Annotated in this window: 15 protein-coding genes; 13 read left to right on the top strand and 2 right to left on the bottom strand. The window is 48.9% G+C overall.

What is annotated here, in order from left to right:
- The first annotated feature begins 20 nt into the window (after positions 1-20).
- Positions 21-692, top strand: coding sequence for an MBL fold metallo-hydrolase (locus B9Y77_RS08890; RefSeq protein WP_139829288.1), 672 nt, complete (start codon positions 21-23; stop codon positions 690-692).
- A gap of 119 nt (positions 693-811) precedes the next feature.
- On the opposite strand, the gene pflB is transcribed toward B9Y77_RS08890, so the two are convergent.
- On the bottom strand, positions 812-3067 hold the full coding sequence (gene pflB, locus B9Y77_RS08885) for a formate C-acetyltransferase (RefSeq protein ID WP_085491276.1): 2256 nt from the start codon (positions 3065-3067) through the stop codon (positions 812-814).
- A gap of 369 nt (positions 3068-3436) precedes the next feature.
- Here pflB and B9Y77_RS08880 point away from each other — a divergent pair, with 369 nt between their 5' ends.
- The 11 genes from B9Y77_RS08880 (at position 3437) to B9Y77_RS08830 (ending at position 16743) form a co-directional block, all read left to right on the top strand.
- Complete coding sequence (locus B9Y77_RS08880) at positions 3437-4477, top strand: family 16 glycosylhydrolase (RefSeq protein WP_073423739.1); 1041 nt, start codon at positions 3437-3439, stop codon at positions 4475-4477.
- A gap of 117 nt (positions 4478-4594) precedes the next feature.
- Entirely contained in the window at positions 4595-5080 is a 486-nt protein-coding gene (locus tag B9Y77_RS08875; protein WP_085491275.1) for a hypothetical protein, read from the top strand.
- 126 nt (positions 5081-5206) lie between these two features.
- Positions 5207-7855, top strand: coding sequence for an alanine--tRNA ligase (gene alaS / locus B9Y77_RS08870; protein ID WP_085491274.1), 2649 nt, complete (start codon positions 5207-5209; stop codon positions 7853-7855).
- A 263-nt stretch (positions 7856-8118) separates the two neighbouring features.
- Complete coding sequence (locus tag B9Y77_RS08865) at positions 8119-8568, top strand: zinc ribbon domain-containing protein (RefSeq protein ID WP_085491273.1); 450 nt, start codon at positions 8119-8121, stop codon at positions 8566-8568.
- Between the two features lie 115 nt (positions 8569-8683).
- Positions 8684-9478 carry a MetQ/NlpA family ABC transporter substrate-binding protein gene (locus B9Y77_RS08860; RefSeq protein WP_085491272.1) on the top strand — a complete coding sequence of 265 codons (795 nt, stop codon included), beginning with the start codon at positions 8684-8686 and terminating at the stop codon, positions 9476-9478.
- Positions 9479-9487: 9 nt separating this feature from the next.
- Complete coding sequence (locus tag B9Y77_RS08855; RefSeq protein ID WP_085491271.1) at positions 9488-10297, top strand: methionine ABC transporter ATP-binding protein; 810 nt, start codon at positions 9488-9490, stop codon at positions 10295-10297.
- Positions 10294-10980, top strand: a complete 687-nt coding sequence (locus B9Y77_RS08850) for a methionine ABC transporter permease (protein ID WP_085491270.1) — start codon at positions 10294-10296, stop codon at positions 10978-10980. Before B9Y77_RS08855 ends, B9Y77_RS08850 begins: the two co-directional genes overlap by 4 nt.
- A 175-nt stretch (positions 10981-11155) precedes the next feature.
- Positions 11156-12244 (top strand): GGDEF domain-containing protein, encoded by a 1089-nt coding sequence (locus B9Y77_RS08845; protein ID WP_254899975.1) that lies wholly within the window; start codon positions 11156-11158, stop codon positions 12242-12244.
- A gap of 44 nt (positions 12245-12288) precedes the next feature.
- Positions 12289-13776 (top strand): DEAD/DEAH box helicase, encoded by a 1488-nt coding sequence (locus B9Y77_RS08840; RefSeq protein WP_085491268.1) that lies wholly within the window; start codon positions 12289-12291, stop codon positions 13774-13776.
- Between the two features lie 311 nt (positions 13777-14087).
- On the top strand, positions 14088-14918 hold the full coding sequence (locus tag B9Y77_RS08835; RefSeq protein ID WP_085491267.1) for a TIGR02147 family protein: 831 nt from the start codon (positions 14088-14090) through the stop codon (positions 14916-14918).
- 13 nt (positions 14919-14931) lie between these two features.
- Positions 14932-16743, top strand: a complete 1812-nt coding sequence (locus B9Y77_RS08830; RefSeq protein ID WP_085491266.1) for an FISUMP domain-containing protein — start codon at positions 14932-14934, stop codon at positions 16741-16743.
- Positions 16744-16888: 145 nt separating this feature from the next.
- Here B9Y77_RS08830 and B9Y77_RS08825 read toward each other — a convergent pair whose 3' ends face one another.
- The gene (locus tag B9Y77_RS08825) at positions 16889-17887 is read right to left on the bottom strand and encodes a GSCFA domain-containing protein (RefSeq protein ID WP_085491265.1); all 999 of its coding nucleotides are present in this window, start codon (positions 17885-17887) and stop codon (positions 16889-16891) included.
- A 321-nt stretch (positions 17888-18208) separates the two neighbouring features.
- Between B9Y77_RS08825 and B9Y77_RS08820 the strand changes: the two genes are divergently transcribed.
- Complete coding sequence (locus B9Y77_RS08820; RefSeq protein WP_085491264.1) at positions 18209-19042, top strand: TIGR02147 family protein; 834 nt, start codon at positions 18209-18211, stop codon at positions 19040-19042.

The following is a 19042-nucleotide window of genomic DNA, read 5'->3' as shown; positions in this document are numbered from 1 at the left end:
CTTTTTCTATCTTTGGCGCCGTGCCCAAAATCGTTAAACTTACCGATAGAATCCATTATTTGCAGATGTCGAATGACCCGCTGAGTGCGGATGTCATCGCTGTGCGTGGCAATCGCGCGTGGTGGATTTTTGACGTGGGCGCATGCGATGAGGCTGTGCAGTTTATCAATGAACTGCCGCGCATTCCCATAAACGATGCGGCGAATCTCACAAAGAACGTCGTCATTTCGCATTTCCATCGAGACCATTTGCTGAATGTCCAGCGCATGTGCAGTGGCGAAGTTCCGCTAGACATCGATGCACTTTACGTGGGCGCCTACACTTCAAAAACGTTCGGTGAAATTGAAGGCGTTTCAAAGAACGTCGTGATGGAACCGCTTGCGTTTGACGATGGTGTACAGATTCAAATCTTACCGATGCCCAATAGCCATGCCAAGGGTTCGCTTGCGCTTATCGTTGACGATTACGTTTTTTTGGGTGATGCGACTTACCCGATGGTGGGGCATGGCTCTCCTGACGTTTATAATGTGCAAATTTTGGGCGAGCAGATAAAACTATTGAAGAAACTCTCGGCGTCGCGTTTTTGCCTGAGTCATAAGCGTGGGCTTGTGCGCGACAAAACCTCAGTCCTCATGTTTTTAGAATCTGTTTACGCTCGCCGCCAAAAGAACGAAAATTATATTGTGGCGTAGAGCCGGCGCCTTCGCGTTTTCGCCGCATTTCAACGCGCGCATTCCCTCAAAAATCGGCATTCCCCAGAAACAAAAAAAAGGTTCCCTTTCGGGAACCTTTTTAAGCTTTTTCCAAGCGATTAGAGCACGCCGTGTGCCTGGCGGGCAATCACGTCGAGCTGCTGTTCGCGAGTGAGCTTGATGAAGCGCACGGCGTAGCCAGAAACGCGGATCGTGAAGTTCTGGTATTCTTCCTTCTCCGGATGTTCCATAGCGTCCTTGAGCTTTTCGACACCGAACACGTTCACGTTCAAGTGGTGGCTGCTCTGGCCGAAGTAACCATCGAGAACCTGCACGAGTTTGTTAGTGCGTTCTTCGTCGTCGTGACCGAGAGCGTCCGGGTTGATCGTCTGCGTGTTGCTGATACCGTCAAGAGCGTATTCGTACGGAATCTTGGCAACAGAGTTGAGGGATGCCAAGAGACCGTTCTTTTCGGCACCGTAGCTCGGGCTTGCACCCGGAGAGAACGGTTCGCCCTGCTTACGACCATCCGGGAGAGCGCCCGTTGCCTTACCGTAAACAACGTTACTTGTAATGGTAAGGATAGATGTGGTCGGTTCAGAGTCACGGTAAGTCGGCGTCTGCTTGATCTTGGCCATGAACGTCTTGAGGAGCCAAACGGCGATATCGTCTGCGCGGTCGTCGTCGTTTCCATAACGCGGGAAGTCGCCTTCGATCTGGAAGTCCTGAGCGAGGCCGGTAGCCGGATCGCGGATGACCTTGACCTTGGCGTACTTGATTGCAGAAAGGCTATCGACAACGTGGCTGAAGCCTGCGATACCCGTTGCAAACGTACGGCGAACGTTGGTATCGATGAGAGCCATTTCGGCAGCTTCGTAGTAGTACTTGTCGTGCATATAGTGAATCAAGTTCAATGTATTCACGTACAAGTGGGCAAGCCAATCCATGTAGAGACTAAACTTGTGGACAACTTCGTCGTAGTTGAGGTATTCGCTAGAGATAGGCGGATATTCCGGGCCAACCTGCGTACCCTTCACGAGGCATTCATCCTTACCGCCGTTGATGGCGTAAAGGAGCGTCTTGGCGAGGTTTGCGCGAGCGCCGAAGAACTGCATTTCCTTACCGGTCTGAGTTGCAGAAACGCAGCAGCAGATGCTGTAGTCGTCGCCCCAGATCGGACGCATCGTGTCATCGTTTTCGTACTGGATGGCGCTGGTCTTCACGGAGATTTCTGCAGCGAACTTCTTGAAGCTTGCCGGGAGGCGCGGGCTATAGAGAATCGTGAGGTTCGGTTCCGGAGACGGACCCATGTTCACGAGCGTGTGCAAGAAGCGGTAGTCGTTCTTGGTCACCTGATGGCGACCATCCTGGCCGAGGCCAGCAACTTCGAGCGTAGCCCACACCGGGTCACCACTGAAGAGTTCGTTATAGCTGGTGATACGGGCGAACTTGACCATGCGAAGCTTCATCACGAAATGGTCGATGATTTCCTGAGCTTCGGTTTCGTTGATGACGCCGTTCTGCAAGTCGCGGGTCATATAAATGTCGAGGAAGGTCGAAACGCGGCCAACGCTCATGGCTGCACCGTTCTGCGTCTTGATGGCGGCGAGGTAACCGAAGTAGAGCCACTGCACGGCTTCGCGGGCGTTTGTTGCCGGCTTGGAAATGTCGTAGCCGTAAATCTTGGCCATGACCTTCATGCCTTCGAGGGCCTTGATCTGTTCAGCGAGTTCTTCGCGCTGGCGGATCACGTGTTCGCGCATATCCGTTTCATCGGTCAGAGCCTTGTCGGCCTTCTTCTGGGCGATGAGGTAATCAATACCGTAAAGGGCAACGCGGCGATAGTCACCGACGATACGGCCACGGCCGTAAGTATCCGGAAGACCCGTAATGATGTGGGCCTTGCGGGCCATACGCATTGCCGGCGTGTAGGCGTCGAAAACGCCCTGGTTGTGTGTCTTGTGGAATTCAGTAAAGATGCGGTGAAGTTCTTCGCTCGGTGTGTAACCGTAGTTCTTGCAAGATTCTTCAGCCATCTTGATGCCGCCGAACGGCATGAATGCGCGCTTGAGCGGCTTGTCGGTCTGGAGACCTACGATCTTTTCGAGATCCTTGGTTTCTTCGGAAATGTAGCCAGCGTTGTGGCTTGTAAGAGTGGAGACGACGTCTGTGTCCATGTCGAGGACGCCGCCCTTTGCAATTTCTCTCTTCTGTAGTTCCTGGAGTTCTGCCCAGAGCTTGTTCGTAGCTTCAGTCGGTCCCTGCAAGAACGACTTGTCGCCATCGTAGGGAGTATAGTTTTTCTGGATAAAGTCGCGGACGTTAATTTCTTCCTGCCAGCGACCGCCTTTAAAGCCTGTCCATGCTTCCTGCATAGTAACCTCTTTTGTCTCGAACCCGGCTGTCAATACAATTAAAAAGTTGTTTAACTTTTAAGCGTTGTAGAAAAAGGTGGGCCCGAAAATGTGCTTTTTTCTATCGATTTTTTTTGTAAAACGCAATATACATATTAAAAAAGGGGCAGGCAAGGTATAAAATGAGGCTTTTCAATCTGAAGTGACCTTGCAAAATACTTACGGAAATATTACATGACCAATTTTTGAAAAAGTACGTTTTTTTATGTAAAACGTAGGTAGAATATGTAAAATACGGTTGATACAGATGATTTTAAATTTCCTGTCGCTAGTCGTACGCTCTGCCGTTTTAGAAGCTATCTTATAGTTAAAGAAATTATGAGGTCAACAATGAAAAAGATTCTTATCCCGATGGTTGCAATGGCTTTCTTCGCCGCTTGCTCTGATACCAACGCCCCCACCTACCCGGTTGCTTCTAATCCGACTGCGGGTTCATCCTCCAGCTCCGAAGCTCTCCTTCCGGTTGGTGAATCTTCCAGCTCTGTTGCTCCGGTTGCAGGAGTTTCTTCTAGCTCTGTCGATGTTCTTGGCGTATCCTCCAGCTCTGTGGATGCTCTCCCGGCAGTTTCCTCTAGCTCGAATGGCGCTGCTCAGTTTACCTACAGTGTTCCGCCGCTGACCGCTATTGATCCGACTAAGTCGTACTCCTTCTATGGTGCAGAACTTACGGGTCGTGACCAGTTCAAGTATGGCCGTTTCGAAGCCCGCATGAAGATGGCTGCTATCTCTGGCACGGTGAGCTCCATGTTCGTCTATTATGATGACTCCTGGGAAAAGGGTGAAAAGCCTTGGAACGAAATCGATATCGAAGTTTTGGGCAAGGCTCCAGACGCATGGCAGTCCAACATCATTACACGTGAAGGCGATCCGTCTATCAAGGCAAATACCGCTTCCGAAAGCAAGCCGCTTCATGAATTTGGTTTTGATGCCACGCAGGACTTCCACCTCTACGCTATCGTCTGGACTCCGGAATACGTTTCTTGGGAAATCGACAGCGTCGAAGTTCGTCGTGATGAGATTGGTCTCAGCCGTGGTACTCACGCCGATGCTGACCAGGTCAAGTTCCTGACTGAAGAACAGTCCCTCCGCTTCAACCTCTGGGCTTCCAAGAGCGCCGCATGGACGGGCAAGTGGGATGGCGGTATCGGTCTCCCGATTGAACAGCAGATCGACTATGTCCGCGTGTACTCTTACGATGAAGCCACTAAGGGCTTTACGGTGCTCTGGCAGGATGACTTCGATGGCGAAGATCTTGATCCGAAGCATTGGGACCGTGGCAACTGGGAAATGGAACGCGTGAACCTCCGCCCGGACAACGTCATTGTTGAAAACGGTGTTTGCCGTCTCATCATGGACTACGAAGCTAACTAACAAGTTTGGTGTATAGAAGCAAGCCTCCTGGAGCAATCCGGGAGGCTTTTTTTATAAAACATTTTTTGCTTTTTTTGGAATGTAAATGATTGTATATTGGTTTAAAAAGAGGTAATCATGAAAAAATTTTTCCTTACGGCTATTGCCGCAATTTCGCTTGCTTTTATGGCTTGCGCCCCTTCCAAACTCGATATCCAAGAAGCTTCGATTACTAGGGACGTGCTGATTGAAGTTCGTCAGGTATTGAATGACTCTATTAGTTTGTATGTTGGAAACGTGTTCTATTTGAACTCTAGGCAGATTGTGGCTGATGACATGTACCCGCTGCATGCAAGTACGCGTGACCCGTCGGAATTTGAAAAGCTTACGCCGACAGACGTGCTCAATAGCGATGAGGAATTCTTGAATTACTTGCGTCGCAAGGCTCCGGATATGATGAACGTGGGCATCGTGATTGGCGAAACGGCGTACAACGAAATTGGCTTTGAAGAATCCGTCGCCATTGAAAAACTCACCAAGATTTTCCAGAAGATTCAGGGTGGCTCGCTCACGCTCTTCCACGAAAAAGAAGGCCACCTCACCGACATGAAAAAACTGTACTAGTAGTTGGTCAATAGTCGTTAGTCATTGGTCATTAGCTATTAGTTATTGGTACATTGTCATGCCCGCCATTGAGCGGGCATCTCTTTTTTTCTATCTTTGGGCTCGTAAAAAATCAAAGGAATAGCTATGTCCGAAAAAATGACTTCTGCGCAAGTGCGCGAATCCTTTATCAAGTTCTTCGAATCCAAGGGCCACCTCTTCGTGCGTTCTTCGCCGGTGGTTCCGCATGACGACCCGACGCTCATGTTCACGAACGCGGGCATGAACCAGTTCAAGGCAATTTTCCTTGGCGACAATCCGAAGGGTTGGAAGCGCGCATGCAACAGCCAGAAGTGCCTCCGCGTGTCTGGTAAGCACAACGACCTCGACGTTGTGGGCCGCGACAACTACCACCACACCTTCTTCGAAATGCTCGGTAACTGGAGCTTCGGTGACTACTATAAGAAGGAAGCTATTTCCTGGGCATGGGAACTCCTCACTGAAGTTTGGAAGCTCCCGAAGGAACGCCTCTTTGCGACCGTTTATCAGGACGATGACGAAGCCTGGCAGATTTGGAAGGACGTGTCCGGTCTTCCGGATGACCGCATCATGCGCTTTGACGCTCACTCCAACTTCTGGGAAATGGGCGACACCGGTCCGTGCGGTCCTTGCTCCGAAATCCATTACGACCGTGGCGACCTCGCTACGCAGGCCGAAACGTTCAAGGACCCGATCAAGGGCGTGAACGGCGAAAACGACCGCTACATCGAAATTTGGAATAACGTGTTCATGCAGTATGAACGCGTGAGCGACGGTTCCCTCATTCCGCTCAAGGCCAAGAACGTCGATACCGGTATGGGCTTCGAACGTATCTGCGCTATTCTCCAGGGCAAGACCAGCAACTATGATACCGACGTGTTCACCCCGATTATCGCAAAGATCGCTGAACTCTCCGGCGTTCCCTACAACGATGGCGAAGCCGGCACCCCGCACCGCGTGATTGCCGACCACATCCGCGCTATTTCGTTTGCAATTGCCGATGGCGCTCTCCCGTCTAACGAAGGCCGTGGCTACGTGCTCCGCCGCATTCTCCGCCGCGCAAGCCGCTTTGCTCGCTTGCTTGGTCAGAAGAAGCCGTTCATTTGCCAGCTCGTTCAGGTGCTTGCCGACACGATGGGCGATGCCTTCCCGGAAATCCGTGAACGCAAGGAATTTGTTGCAAGCGTGATCAAGAGCGAAGAAGAAAGCTTTATCCGTACGCTTGACGCTGGTCTCGAACGCTTCGCCGCTATCTCTGCCGAACTCAAGAAGGGCGACAAGATTCCGGGCGACAAGGTGTTCCTCCTCTATGATACTTATGGATTCCCGCCGGACCTCACTGGCATTCTCGCCGAAGAAAAGGGCCTCCTCATCGATGAAGAAGGCTACGAAAAGTGCATGAATGAACAGAAGGAACGCGCCCGCGCTAACATGAAGCAGGGCATCAACACGATGGGTACCGAAGGCTGGACGCAGTACAGCGAAGCTAGCACAAACTTTGTCGGTTATGAACTCTCCGCTTGCGAAACGAAGGTTGTCCGCTGGCGCGAAGACAAGGGCGTGCTCTCTATCGTCCTCGAAACCTCTCCGTTCTATGCCGAAATGGGTGGCCAGGTTGGTGACAAGGGAACGCTCGTTTCTGCCGACCTCGAAATTCAGGTGTTCGACACCGTGAAGGTGAACGATACTGCTCTCTGCCGTGGTAAGGTCGTGAAGGGCGAAGCTAACGAAAAGACGATGGGCGCCGTGTTTATGGCAACTGTCGATAACGATCGTCGCGCTGATATCCGCAAGAACCACTCCGCAACGCACTTGCTCCAGGCCGCTCTCCGCGAAGTGCTTGGCACTCACGTGCAGCAGCAGGGTAGCTTCGTTTCGAACGAACTCCTCCGCTTCGACTTCAGCCACTTCAACGCCATGACCGCTGAAGAAATCCAGAAGGTCGAAGACATCGTGAACGCCAAGATCATGGAATGCTTGCCGGTCCACACCGACGTGATGGACGTCGATGAAGCTAAGGCTAGCGGTGCTATGGCTCTGTTCGGCGAAAAGTATGGCGACAAGGTCCGCGTCGTGAAGATGGGTGACGCTGGCGTCGAATTCTCCCGCGAACTTTGCGGTGGCTTGCATGTGCAGAACACCGGTAACATCGGCATGGTGAAGATTGTTTCTGAATCTAGCGTGTCCGCTGGCGTGCGCCGTATCGAAGCTGTCTCTGGCCGTGGCGCCTTGAGCCTCCTCCGCGCTGGTACGCAGATCCTCAACGCTCTCCGCGAACAGCTCCGCTGCAAGGATGCCGAAGTTCTCGACCGCATCCAGCAGACGTTTGCCAAGACGCAGAACCTCGAAAAGAGCCTCCAGTCCGTAAAGCTCGAACTTGCAACACTTGCCGCTGCCGAACTCTTGAACGGTGGCATCAACGTGGCTGGCGTGAACCTCTACGTTCGCGAACTTTCTATCCCGGATGAAAAGTACAAGAACTTGCTGGACGGCGTTCAGAACAAGCTTGACGTCGATAGCGTTGCTGTGATTGCAAACAAGGACAATGGTTCCGGTAGCATCGCCGTGATGGTTGGCAAGAACGTTCAGGCCAAGGGCATCAAGGCTGGCGACATCGTCAAAGATCTCGCCAAGGCTTGCAACGGTAAGGGCGGTGGCCGTCCGGACCGTGCTCAGGCTGGTACCCGCGAACCGGAAAAGATTGCCGAAGCTATCGCTAACGCTAACAACTGGATTCGCGCCAAGCTCGGTGCTTAGTTAGACGAAAGAACGCCGCGTTGCGGCTACAGACGAGAGACGAAAGAATCTCAAAATTTTCAGGCGGCCTTAGGGTCGCCTTTTTTTGTTTGTGGACCGGGGGGGGGGCCGCGCGCTTCTCGGTTGTGCGCTTCTCGGTTGCACGCCTCTCGTAAAAAAGCAACAGCCTGTTGCTTGCTTTTGCTATAGCTTGGTTCTATATTATACTCGTCAAAAGAAATGATAAACGATTAAAAATATTTTATTTGCAAAAGGAGAATATTATGGAAGTACGAGAAGTTTTGCTTAAGTTGCGCTCGAATCAAAACCTGACCCAGGACCAGATGGCCGAACGCTTGCATGTAACGCGCCAAGCTGTGAGCCGCTGGGAAACTGGCGAAACCCAGCCGAATACTGAAATGCTCAAAGTCATCTCCCGTGAATTCGACGTGTCCATCAACACGTTGCTCGGCGCTCCGCGCCAACTCTTCTGCCAATGCTGCGGAATGCCTCTCAGCGAAGATTCCATGATCAGCCGTGAACCCAGCGGCGAATTCAACGAAGATTATTGCAAGTGGTGCTATACCGACGGTAAGTTTGTTTACAACGACAAGTCGGCCCTCCTCGATTTTCTGCTTTCGCACATGCCCAATCCCGACAATACTCCCGACGCAGAACGCCGCGCCTTTTTCGACAAACACCTCTCGCAACTAAAGCATTGGAAACAAGCGTAAAGCGTTTTGCACAAAATACATATAGAAAAATCCTATAAAACGCTATAGTTAAATATATCTTGCTGATAACTCTTGCTAATCCTATCTTTTGTGCGAAAAAAAAAGGAGAGTAAAAATGAATATCAGTAAGATTATTTTGTCTGTTGCTTTTGCCGCTGTTGCTACGTTTTCTGCCGAAGTCATCAAGGTTGGTGCGACTCCGGAGCCGCATGCTTCCATCTTGAACTTGGTTAAGGATGACCTTGCCAAGGCTGGTTATGAACTCAAGGTTGTTGAGTTCACAGATTACGTGACTCCGAACGAGGCGCTGGAATCTGGCGAATTAGATGCCAATTACTTCCAGCATTTGCCATACCTCGAAAGTTTCAATAAAGAAAAGGGAACGCATCTTGTGAATGCGGGCGGCATTCATGTGGAACCTTTCGCACTTTATCCGTCGAAGAATTCCAAGAAAAAGGTCAAATCGCTTGCGGATTTGAAGAAAGGTGCAACGATTGCGATTCCGAACGACCCGACCAACGAAGGGCGCGCCTTGCTTTTGTTGCAGGCTGCTGGCCTTATTAAGCTTGATCCAAAGTCTGGCATCACTGCAACTCCCATTGATATTACCGAGAATCCGAAAAAGCTGAAGTTCAAGGAACTGGAGGCGGCTTCGCTCCCGCGCATTTTGCAGGATGTGGATGCGGCAGCCATCAACGGCAACTATGCGATTCCGGCAGGTCTTAATGCATCGTCTCATGGTTTGTTTGTTGAAAATGCGAGTTCGCCTTACGTGAATGTTATTGCGGTCAAGGCGGGTAACGAGAAGTCTGCAAAGATTCAGGCCTTGGTGAACGCACTCAAGAGCGAAAAGGTCAAGAATTGGATTAAGGGCAAGTACACCAAGGGCGAAGTGGTTCCCGTTTTTTAGATTGCGTCAATGCAGCTTAGGCTCGAACATCTCAATAAAACATACACGACAAAACGCGCAAGCGTCACGGCAGTCAAGGATGTTTCCCTTGATTTTCCTGATAATTCCATCATCGGCATTATCGGCAAGAGCGGGGCTGGCAAATCTTCGCTGTTGCGGCTTGCGAGTTTGTTAGAAACTCCCGATAGGGGCGAGGTCTATTACGATGGCGTTCGTGTGGACCATTTGCCAAAAAAAGAGCTGAACCGCCGTAGGCTCGAAATCGGAATGATTTTCCAGAATTTTAATTTGTTCAGTTCTCGCACGGCAGGCAAGAATGTGGCGTTCCCGCTGGAACTTGCAGGTTGGAACCGCCGCGATATCGACGCTCGCGTCAAAGAGATGCTTGCGCTTGTGGGCCTTGAAGACCGCGAGAATTCGCCGATTACAACACTTTCGGGCGGTCAAAAACAGCGCGTGGCGATTGCACGTGCCTTGGCGCCGCGGCCGAACATTCTTTTTTGCGACGAAGCGACGAGTGCGCTCGACCCGCAGACGACTCACGAAATTCTGGACTTGATTAAGAAAATCCACGCAGGAATGAATCTCACAGTGGTGATGATTACGCACCAGATGGAAGTGGTGCGCGATGCTTGCCAATATGTCGCTGTTGTAGACAAAGGTTACGTTATCGAGACGGGTGCGGTGTCGGATGTTTTCCGTTCGCCCAGGCACGAAATCACTCGTGAATTTTTGTCGAACATCCGTCGCGAAGAAATCACAGTGGATTCCGCTATCGCTTATTTGCAGGCTCAAGGTTACGAGGTGAACAAAAGATGAGTCCTATAATAGAACTGGTTTTGCAATCGACTTGGGAAACTGTCGTCATGGTTTTCTTTTCGACGTTGTTCGCGATTCTTCTCGGATTTCCTCTTGGAATTTTCTTATTTGTCACATCCCCGCGCGGTATCGCTCCCAAAATTATTCCGTATCAATTAATTAGCCGTATCGTGAATGTGCTGCGTTCGTTCCCGTTCGTGATTTTGATGATTGTGCTGTTCCCGCTTTCCCGTGTGGTGTTGGGTACGGCGATTGGAACTGAGGCAACGATTATTCCGCTATCCATTGCGGCGGCTCCTTTTATTGCGCGCTTGACCGAAACGGCGTTGAACGAGGTGGACAAGGGCGTAATCCAGGCGGCTGTTGCCATGGGCGCATCCAAACGTCAGGTGGTGCGAAAAGTGTTGATTCCCGAAGCGCTTCCATCGATTATTTCTGGTGTTACTTTGACTATAATCACGCTGATTGGCTATTCGGCGATGGCGGGGGCAATCGGCGGGGGAGGTCTTGGTGATCTAGCCATCCGTTATGGCTACCAGCGTTTCCGTACTGACGTAATGATCGAATCGGTCGTTATCATCATTGCGATGGTGGAGGTTATCCAGTTCCTCGGCAACAAGGCGGCAACTTTGGTGGTGAAATACCCTATCGGGAGTTTTGGACGCCAGAAAAGTCCTAAATAATTTATTGAAACTTCTTTTTTTTTTGTTGCAAAAAGCGTTTTTCTGCGGAACCCTTATTGCCAAGATTGCCTAATTATAATGTATAATTAGGAAACAGGTTGGAAATATGGAGCCGTTATTTAATCTAGAAAGCATTTATGTTACAAACGTAATCGGGATAGTTCTGATTGCTGTCATGATTGTTTGTAATTTATGGCGTTTCCAGACGCGTAGCCGTGCGGACCGGAATTTGCTATTGATGATGTTCCTTGCTCTCACGAGCTGCATAGCCGACCCGATTTCTTATTCGATGAAGGGCGTGCCCGGCCTTGTTCCAAAGATTGCCGTTTATGCGACGAGTACGTGGCTTTTTGCGGCGAATATGCTTGCAAGCTTTTTCTGGGTGCGCTTTTTGTCGTTCCATTTGAATGGTGGAATCCCGCGCCGTTCTAGAATTGTGCTCGACTCAATTGTTGCCGTTGGCATTACTTTGCTCTTGATAAATATCTTTACGCCGATTGTATTTTCTATCGACGAGAACAACCTTTATTCGAGAACTGATCTGTACGCTTTCTTCTTAGTGGTAGATTACTTGTTTGTCGTTTATAGCGTTGTGGTTTATATCAAGGCGCGCGCGAAAGGCGGCATTCTCAAGTTTTTCCCGATTTGGGTTTATCTCGCGCCGATTCTCGTCGGTGGCGTGGTGCAGTCGCTTTATTATGGCATTTCTGTGATTCCGACGAGTATCGCCGTCTCGATTGCGGGCGTGCTTGCGAGCCTCCAGAACGAGATGATTTACCATGACCAACTGACAGGTCTTTTTAACCGTTCCTATTTGAATTACCTGTTGGACAAACTTACGGACCGGACGAAGTTGAACATTACGGGTATCATGATTGACTTGAATGGGTTCAAGCGTATCAACGATGAATTAGGCCATGCGGTGGGTGACGATGCGTTGGTGATAACGGCCCGAATCCTGAAATCGGCGGTGGGTAACGCAGGTAGCGTAGTTCGCTATGCGGGCGATGAATTTATTATTTTGTTGAATACTCAAGATGACGTTGCGATAGAAAATTGCCTTGCTCGAATTCGCCACTCTTTTGATAAATTCAATAAAGAAACGGACAAACCTTACAAACTTTTTATTTCCGTTGGATTCCACAAGTTCGACATGAAGAACGAAAGTGCGGATGCCTTTATTAACGCTGTTGATGAGCGCATGTACGAGGATAAAGAAGCGTTCTATGCCGCTCATGCTGAAATGAATCGCCGTAAGCGTTAACTTTTCGAGAGACGTGAGCCTCTCTTTTTCTATCTTTGCGCAGTATGAAATTTGAAGAACTTCCTTTGGCAAATCCGTTGCAGCGGGCTGTCCGCGCTGTTGGTTACGAAACCCCGACCCCGATTCAAGAACGTTCCATCCCGAGCCTTCTCGAAGGCAAGGATCTCTTGGGAATTGCTCAGACGGGGACTGGTAAGACGGCCGCATTTGCACTCCCGATTTTGCAGCGACTTTTGGATTCCGGGAAGTTCCGTTCTCCCAAAACTTGCCGTGCATTGATTTTGTTGCCGACACGTGAGCTTGCCATCCAAGTGGAAGACTGCTTCAAGGAATATGCGCAGTTCACGGCAATTTCAACGGCGTGTATTTTTGGTGGCGTGAACGACAATCCGCAAAAGCAAAAACTTATTCGCGGTGTCGATGTGCTTGTCGCGACTCCGGGACGTTTGTTGGATTTAATTGGGCAAAAGGCGGTGTCTCTCAAGAAGCTTGAATTCTTTGTGCTCGACGAAGCTGACCGCATGCTCGATATGGGCTTTATCCATGATATCCGCAAGGTTGTAGCGATGCTCCCGCAAGACCGACAGAATTTGTTCTTTAGCGCTACGATGCCGGAAGAAATTTCGAAACTTGCAGCGACGATTTTGCGCCCGAATCCGGTGCGAGTTGAAGTCGCGCCGCAGAGCACTCCGATTGAACGCATTCGTCAGGAACTTTATCGCATTGACAAGCGCCGCAAGGGGGCTCTCCTCAAGGAACTCTTGGCAGAACACCCTGAAATGAAAAAGGTGCTTGTGTTCTGCCGTACAAAGCATGGTGCAGATAAAATTGTGCGTGTGCTCGAAAAGGCGGGTATCAAGTGTGCCGCTATTCATGGGAACAAGAGCCAGAACCGCCGCCAGGAAGCTCTCGGGAATTTCAAGTGCGAACAAATTCGAGTGCTCGTGGCTACAGATATTGCAGCACGTGGCATTGACGTGGACGATGTGAGCCATGTGTTCAATTACGACTTGCCGAATGAACATGAAACGTTTGTGCATCGCATTGGCCGTACGGCCCGTGCAGGGAAGGAAGGCGTTGCCATTTCGTTCTGCTCTCCGGACGAAGAATCCGATTTGCGTGGAATTGAAAAGCTTACACGCGTGAAAATCCCGGAAGGTGATCAGAGCATTTACGAGAAACTCCCGCCTCCGCAAAAAGAAACAGCCGAAAGCATGATGCGTAATTCTCGTGGTCGTATGTCCCGCGAAGAAGCTCAGGCCCGCGCTGCGGAAACTCGCAATAAACAAGGTTCGCATAAGGATAATCGCGGTCCTCGCGGTCGCAAGGACAATCGCAAAGAAAGTCTCGAGAACGCCCGTAATGCAAATGCCGAAAATCCGCAGCGTAACAATGCGCCGCGCAATCCCGAACAAAACGCTCCGGCCGATAACACCCCGAATCCGCAGAACGGCGGTCGCCGTCATCGCCGCAACCGCCCGGGTTCCCGCGCTCGCCGCCGCATGCGCGAATCGCAATCCCAACAGCAGTAAATCTCGCTCGCGGGCGCAATACCCGCGCATTTCCTTTACATTGTCATCCCGGCCTTGTGCCGGGATCGCCATTCCCTATTGGAATAAAAAATCTACAATACGTTTGTGTTGTGAAAAATGCTTAAAATTTTATAATATTTTCTAAAATCTTTAAAAATTTTATAAAAACAAATATTTTGTGTTGTAAATCTATTGCAATTTTAAAATTTATGTTGTATATTTGATTTCAAGAACGAAACGGACAAAAGAGCCGCAATTCGTTTGTTTTTACGGACCCTGAAAAAATTTAGGGATTGTCGTAAGGAGGAAAAATGAAAGAAATACTAGAATATACGAGCTATCGCCAGTATATTGCAGACTACTACGCTGAGAAAAAGGCGAGTTCTGCGTTTACCTGGCAGACGTTCGCTACCGAAGCTGGTTTTTCTTCACGTGTTTATCTGAAATACGTGAGCGAAGGCCGCTTTAACTTGAGCGATTCGGCGACCGCCCGCGTGGCAGATGCTATGCGCTTGGTCGATTACGAACGCGAATATTTCACCGAAATGGTCAAGTTTGACCACGCCAAAACGGATGCCGAGAAGAAGTCTGCATTCAACAAAATGCTTGCAATTGCAGACTCCCACAAGGCTAAAATCTTGGAAGGCGATGCGTTCCGCTTTTTCGAAAGCTGGAAAAATCCGGTCATACGTGAACTTGCACCGTCTATGCCTGGCGCAAAACCGCTCGCAATTGCACATGCCTGCCGCCCAGAAATTACCGCCGCCGAAGTCAGCGATGTGCTGAACTTCCTCGTCAAAGGCGGATTCCTGAAAAAAGATGGCGAAGGCAATTACGTACAAACGGAAAAATCCTTGACGACGGGCCCCATGGGGGTAACGCCGCTGGCTGTCCGCACGATGCACCGTCAAATGGGCGAGCTTGCGCTTGAGGCGATTGAAGGCGTTGCTCAGGACAAGCGAAATTTCTCGGGTGTCACGTTCGGCATCACTAAAGAAGGATACGATGAAATCGTGCAAGAAATTGCCGATTGCCGTAAAAAAGTTATCGCCATTGCTCGGAAAAACGCCGCTACAGACGAAGTCTATCGCCTGAACATGCAGCTTTTCCCGCTGACGCAAAAACAAGAATTAAAAAAATAGAGTTGGAGGAATCATGAATTACTCAAAATTTAGCGGACAGTTTGTCTGCAAAATGGCGATGCTGCTCGCCTTTATGTTTGCAGCGTGCTCCGAAACGGATTCAGGAAACAATGTTGCCGGTGGCACCGTCGAAGAAACGGGCGTTTATGCGTTGGCAGGGCAAGTAGGCGATATCTACCCCAAGTTGTTGCAAATGGTTGGTTCTGATGGGTCGACAGAAGAATCCCCAAGGTATGAGGGTTCGGTATTTGCGGTTAAGGGATCTGTTATTACTGTTTATGAATTGGACTCTTTAACTTTTGATGAAACCGGTCGCTCATTTGTTGATTCAGTTGATGATGAAGGGCGCTTTGCGTTTGACTCGCTGGCTCTAAATAGTCCGTATGTGCTGATTGAAAAACGAGAACCTTATGATTCTGTTAGTGTACGTGTGGACTTAGGGAATGCAAAACTTGATACCACTGTTAAATATAGGGCGTTTAAAACTATTGTTGATTTGCGAAAAACTCAAAGTGTAAGTGTGAACTCATTGACTAGCGCGAAAATTCCGCTTTTGCGAGAATTTATTGCGGATGGAAAAACTTTTGAAGAAGCGAACCGAATGGCAGAACGCGAAATTCTTGAAGGTTTCGGCATATACGAGGATCTAGGCGCGTTTGAAACATTGAATGAGGAAAAATCAGAACTGCCTTATGTAAGTGCTTTGATGTGGTATGATGATCTTAATCTTCGATTTTATATTGAAAGGGAAGAAAAATTCATCTTGTATGCATCTCCTAAAAATTTTGTTGGAAAGGGTAAGTTGGTGGAGCGGTATTATAAGAATTCTTTGAAAATGATTGATTATGAAATTGGTTATGCGGCTAAATTAAATGGCTTGGAACAGTGTACGGAATCTCGTGAAAATGATGTCGGTAAGATAAAGGGCCGAGAGAACGGAACATTTTTTGATGTTGTGTGTCGTTCTGGGAGATGGACTATGGGATTTAAATCGATAGAACATACAAATGGAACGATGGTGGATAATCGTGACGGAAAAGAGTACAAGACTGTGACATATAATTGGGGCGATGGTACGCAGACTTGGATGGCTGAAAATCTTGATTTTACGGATGTTGATGGTGTGTCTTGTGTGCAGAGTTTGGGTGAACCGGACTGCGAATTGTATGGACGTGAGTATCCGTGGCTTGCCGCAATGAAAATAGATTATGATGATTTGAAAGTGTATTCTATAAGCGCAAAAGGTGATACGGCGTTTATGACAAAAGAGTGCGTGGATGCATTTTGGCTTGAAGAAAATCCTTGCGATACTTTATTTTTTGATGTGGTGGACTCCTCGAATGGCGACACGTATTATAGAAATTGGTACTCGAATTTTGCGGATATTGTAGAGAAATCGGAAGTAAACTCTTATCAAGGAATTTGTCCAGATGGCTGGAGGATTCCGACATCGGATGACTGGGCTTCTTTGCTTCGTCATTTTGGGGGGCTGTATGGCGTTGATTATAGTGATGTAATACCTGTTCTTTACGATGAAGTGGCGACCGGTTTTGGCCTGAATAGCTCGGTCTTGCTGTCGTATGATGATCTCTTTAATGTGGTACGCTATAGGAGAGGTTCTTTTTATAATAGCTTCCTAGTTGTTGATGATCCTTGGTTTGTTGTGGAACTATTTAATAATGATAGATCTGGATTCGGACTTGATGGCGCTTCTTCTGGTAAGCATGCTTTTGTGTACAAGCTTGAAAAATACTCGAATGATACGGATATTGGGAATCCTTATGAACCGTATGGCTCAGCTTCTGTCCGTTGCATCAAGAATTAAGAATAATCAATAATAAGGAGGAAAAGGGAAGGCGGGCTTTGGCCCGCCTTCTTTTCATCTCGTCATCCTGAGGGCGTAAGCCCGATATATGAAACTAGGCTCTTTAGAGCCTTAGTTGAATTAGGTTCGTAGGAGCAGGATCCAGTTATTTCTCATTATTGAGTTTCAGCCCAGCAATTTCCTTTTCTAGTTCTTCAGCTTGCGCAATAATCTTTTGTGCAAATTCCTGTGAGGCGGGCGTTTGCGGATCGACAATGCGGTGGTTCGCCATTTTCATGAACTTTTCCACCTTGCGGATGTCTTCGCGCGTTTTCTCGCTGCAATACGTTTCTGCCATGCGCTCGAAAATGTAGCCTTCTGCCGTCTTTGACAAATGAATCATGTCATCGTCGTAAAAACGATAGTCGCGTAGCTCGTCCATCACGATCTCGTAACTCGGGAAATAACTGATGGTCGTCGCAGACTCTGTGACGATTTCTCTGATGACCTTCTCTATCGCTAACTGCGATGTCGCTTTTGAAAGCGTGTTTTCATGAGCGCCGTCGCTTAAATGCCTTAACGGTGAAACCGTAAAGACTATGTGAAGGTCGCGATTCTCGCCGATCCTGTCGCATTTTATTTTCAGTAAATCATGCACGATGCTTTTCAACGCTTCAGCTGCATGATCCACGGAAATCATTTTCCGGATGAACATGTTTGGATTTTGCCTGTGGCAATTCGAAACGGCAACCCCGTTTTCTTTCAAAAAGTACACGAACGCAGTCCCGAGCGTGATGAACACTGTATCGGCTTTCTGCAAAAACTCCCGTGCATTAGCGGTCGTTTCGTTCAATTTTGCGATACACTCTTCACGTGTTGCTGCAGAAAGTGAACTATGCGCATCCCAACAGTGCCACGGACCGCGTGCGTCCTGAAAAATTTCGGGACCTCCAAATTTTTTCCCGTTCGCAATAGCCTTGATCTGCATTGCCGCTGAGAGCGGGTTGTAAACCGTTCCGAACGGATTTGCCAAAACGTTGAATTTCCGCGATGCAAATTGCGCCGAAATATTGTCAGCGAAACACGACCCGAAAAACGCGAGCCTAGAATTGTAGTCGATTTGCCAATCTATGGCGGGAATGTCGATTTTTGTGAAAAAGTCCATAGCGTAGAATGTAGTATAGTGAATGGTATGGTGAAAATGCCGATGTCTAGAAATATCGAAAAATCGGTGGAGAATGACGGGTGTTTATATAAAATGGCGTAATCTTGGAGATTCGTGCTTACTTTTTGTCATATTGTGAAAACTAATAATTTTTAAATATTTAATAAAAATCCTTAAAATTTTAAGGAAATTCAATAAAATATATTGTGGAATTATTGCTTTTTCAAAAACAATGTGTTATATTTAGAGTATCAACAGGCGGCCCGCTAGAACAACTGTCAGAAAAAGTTGCTAGAAGAGGCCGTTTTGTAAGGAGGAAAAATGAAAGATATACTTGAATATACGGACTACCGCCAGTATATCGCAGATTACTACGCCGATCGAAAGGCGAAGACTACGTTTTCTTGGCAGGAGTTCGCCAAAACAGCGGGTTTCTCTTCGCCGGTTTACCTTAAATACGTGAGCGAAGGCCGCTTCAACTTGAGCGAAGAAGCTGCCGTGCGCACGGCGAAGTCCATGCATCTTGCGGATTTCGAATGCGCGTTCTTTGTCGAAATGGTCAAGTTCGATCATGCGAAGAACGATGATGAAAAGCGGGCGGCGTTCAGCAAAATGATTTCGATTGCGGATGCGAACAAGGCGAAAATCCTGGAAGGCGAATCGTTCCGCTTTTTCGCAGACTGGAAGAATCCGGTGCTCCGTGAACTTGCTCCCGCCATGCCCGGCGCAAAGCCATTGGCGCTCGCTCATGCCTGCCGCCCGGAGATCTCTGCTGCCGAAGTCAGCGAATCGCTGAACTTTCTGGTCAAGGCGGATTTGCTCAAAAAAGACAAGGACGGCAATTACGCACAAACGGATAAAGTCGTAACGACCGGCCCGATGGACGTTACACCGCTAGCGGTTCGCGGAATGCACCGCCAGATGGGCGAGTTCGCGCTCGACGCTATCGAGAGCGTGCCGCAGGACGAACGCCATTTTTCGGGCCTTACGCTTGGTATTACCCGCGAAGCGTACGAAGAAATCGTGCAGAGAATTGCCGAGTTCCGCAAGGACATCATCGCGATTGCGACACGTAAACCTGCGACAGACGAAGTCTATCGCTTGAACGTGCAGTTCTTCCCGATGACAAACAAAAGTTTAAACAAAAAGGACTAG

It is taken from the genome of Fibrobacter sp. UWB13 (assembly GCF_900177805.1).
Taxonomy (GTDB): domain Bacteria; phylum Fibrobacterota; class Fibrobacteria; order Fibrobacterales; family Fibrobacteraceae; genus Fibrobacter.
This window is presented reverse-complemented; position numbering and strand designations above follow the sequence as displayed.

What these genes read in the sequence shown, in the direction of transcription:
- B9Y77_RS08850 (WP_085491270.1), top strand. Translation starts at nt 10,294, where the DNA reads ATGAGTCCTATAATAGAACTGGTTTTGCAATCGACTTGGGAAACTGTC.
- B9Y77_RS08825 (WP_085491265.1), bottom strand. Translation starts at nt 17,887, where the DNA reads ATGGACTTTTTCACAAAAATCGACATTCCCGCCATAGATTGGCAAATC.
- B9Y77_RS08840 (WP_085491268.1), top strand. Translation starts at nt 12,289, where the DNA reads ATGAAATTTGAAGAACTTCCTTTGGCAAATCCGTTGCAGCGGGCTGTC.
- B9Y77_RS08880 (WP_073423739.1), top strand. Translation starts at nt 3,437, where the DNA reads ATGAAAAAGATTCTTATCCCGATGGTTGCAATGGCTTTCTTCGCCGCT.
- B9Y77_RS08830 (WP_085491266.1), top strand. Translation starts at nt 14,932, where the DNA reads ATGAATTACTCAAAATTTAGCGGACAGTTTGTCTGCAAAATGGCGATG.
- B9Y77_RS08855 (WP_085491271.1), top strand. Translation starts at nt 9,488, where the DNA reads ATGCAGCTTAGGCTCGAACATCTCAATAAAACATACACGACAAAACGC.
- B9Y77_RS08820 (WP_085491264.1), top strand. Translation starts at nt 18,209, where the DNA reads ATGAAAGATATACTTGAATATACGGACTACCGCCAGTATATCGCAGAT.
- B9Y77_RS08875 (WP_085491275.1), top strand. Translation starts at nt 4,595, where the DNA reads ATGAAAAAATTTTTCCTTACGGCTATTGCCGCAATTTCGCTTGCTTTT.
- pflB (WP_085491276.1), bottom strand. Translation starts at nt 3,067, where the DNA reads ATGCAGGAAGCATGGACAGGCTTTAAAGGCGGTCGCTGGCAGGAAGAA.
- B9Y77_RS08835 (WP_085491267.1), top strand. Translation starts at nt 14,088, where the DNA reads ATGAAAGAAATACTAGAATATACGAGCTATCGCCAGTATATTGCAGAC.
- B9Y77_RS08860 (WP_085491272.1), top strand. Translation starts at nt 8,684, where the DNA reads ATGAATATCAGTAAGATTATTTTGTCTGTTGCTTTTGCCGCTGTTGCT.
- alaS (WP_085491274.1), top strand. Translation starts at nt 5,207, where the DNA reads ATGTCCGAAAAAATGACTTCTGCGCAAGTGCGCGAATCCTTTATCAAG.
- B9Y77_RS08865 (WP_085491273.1), top strand. Translation starts at nt 8,119, where the DNA reads ATGGAAGTACGAGAAGTTTTGCTTAAGTTGCGCTCGAATCAAAACCTG.
- B9Y77_RS08845 (WP_254899975.1), top strand. Translation starts at nt 11,156, where the DNA reads ATGATTGTTTGTAATTTATGGCGTTTCCAGACGCGTAGCCGTGCGGAC.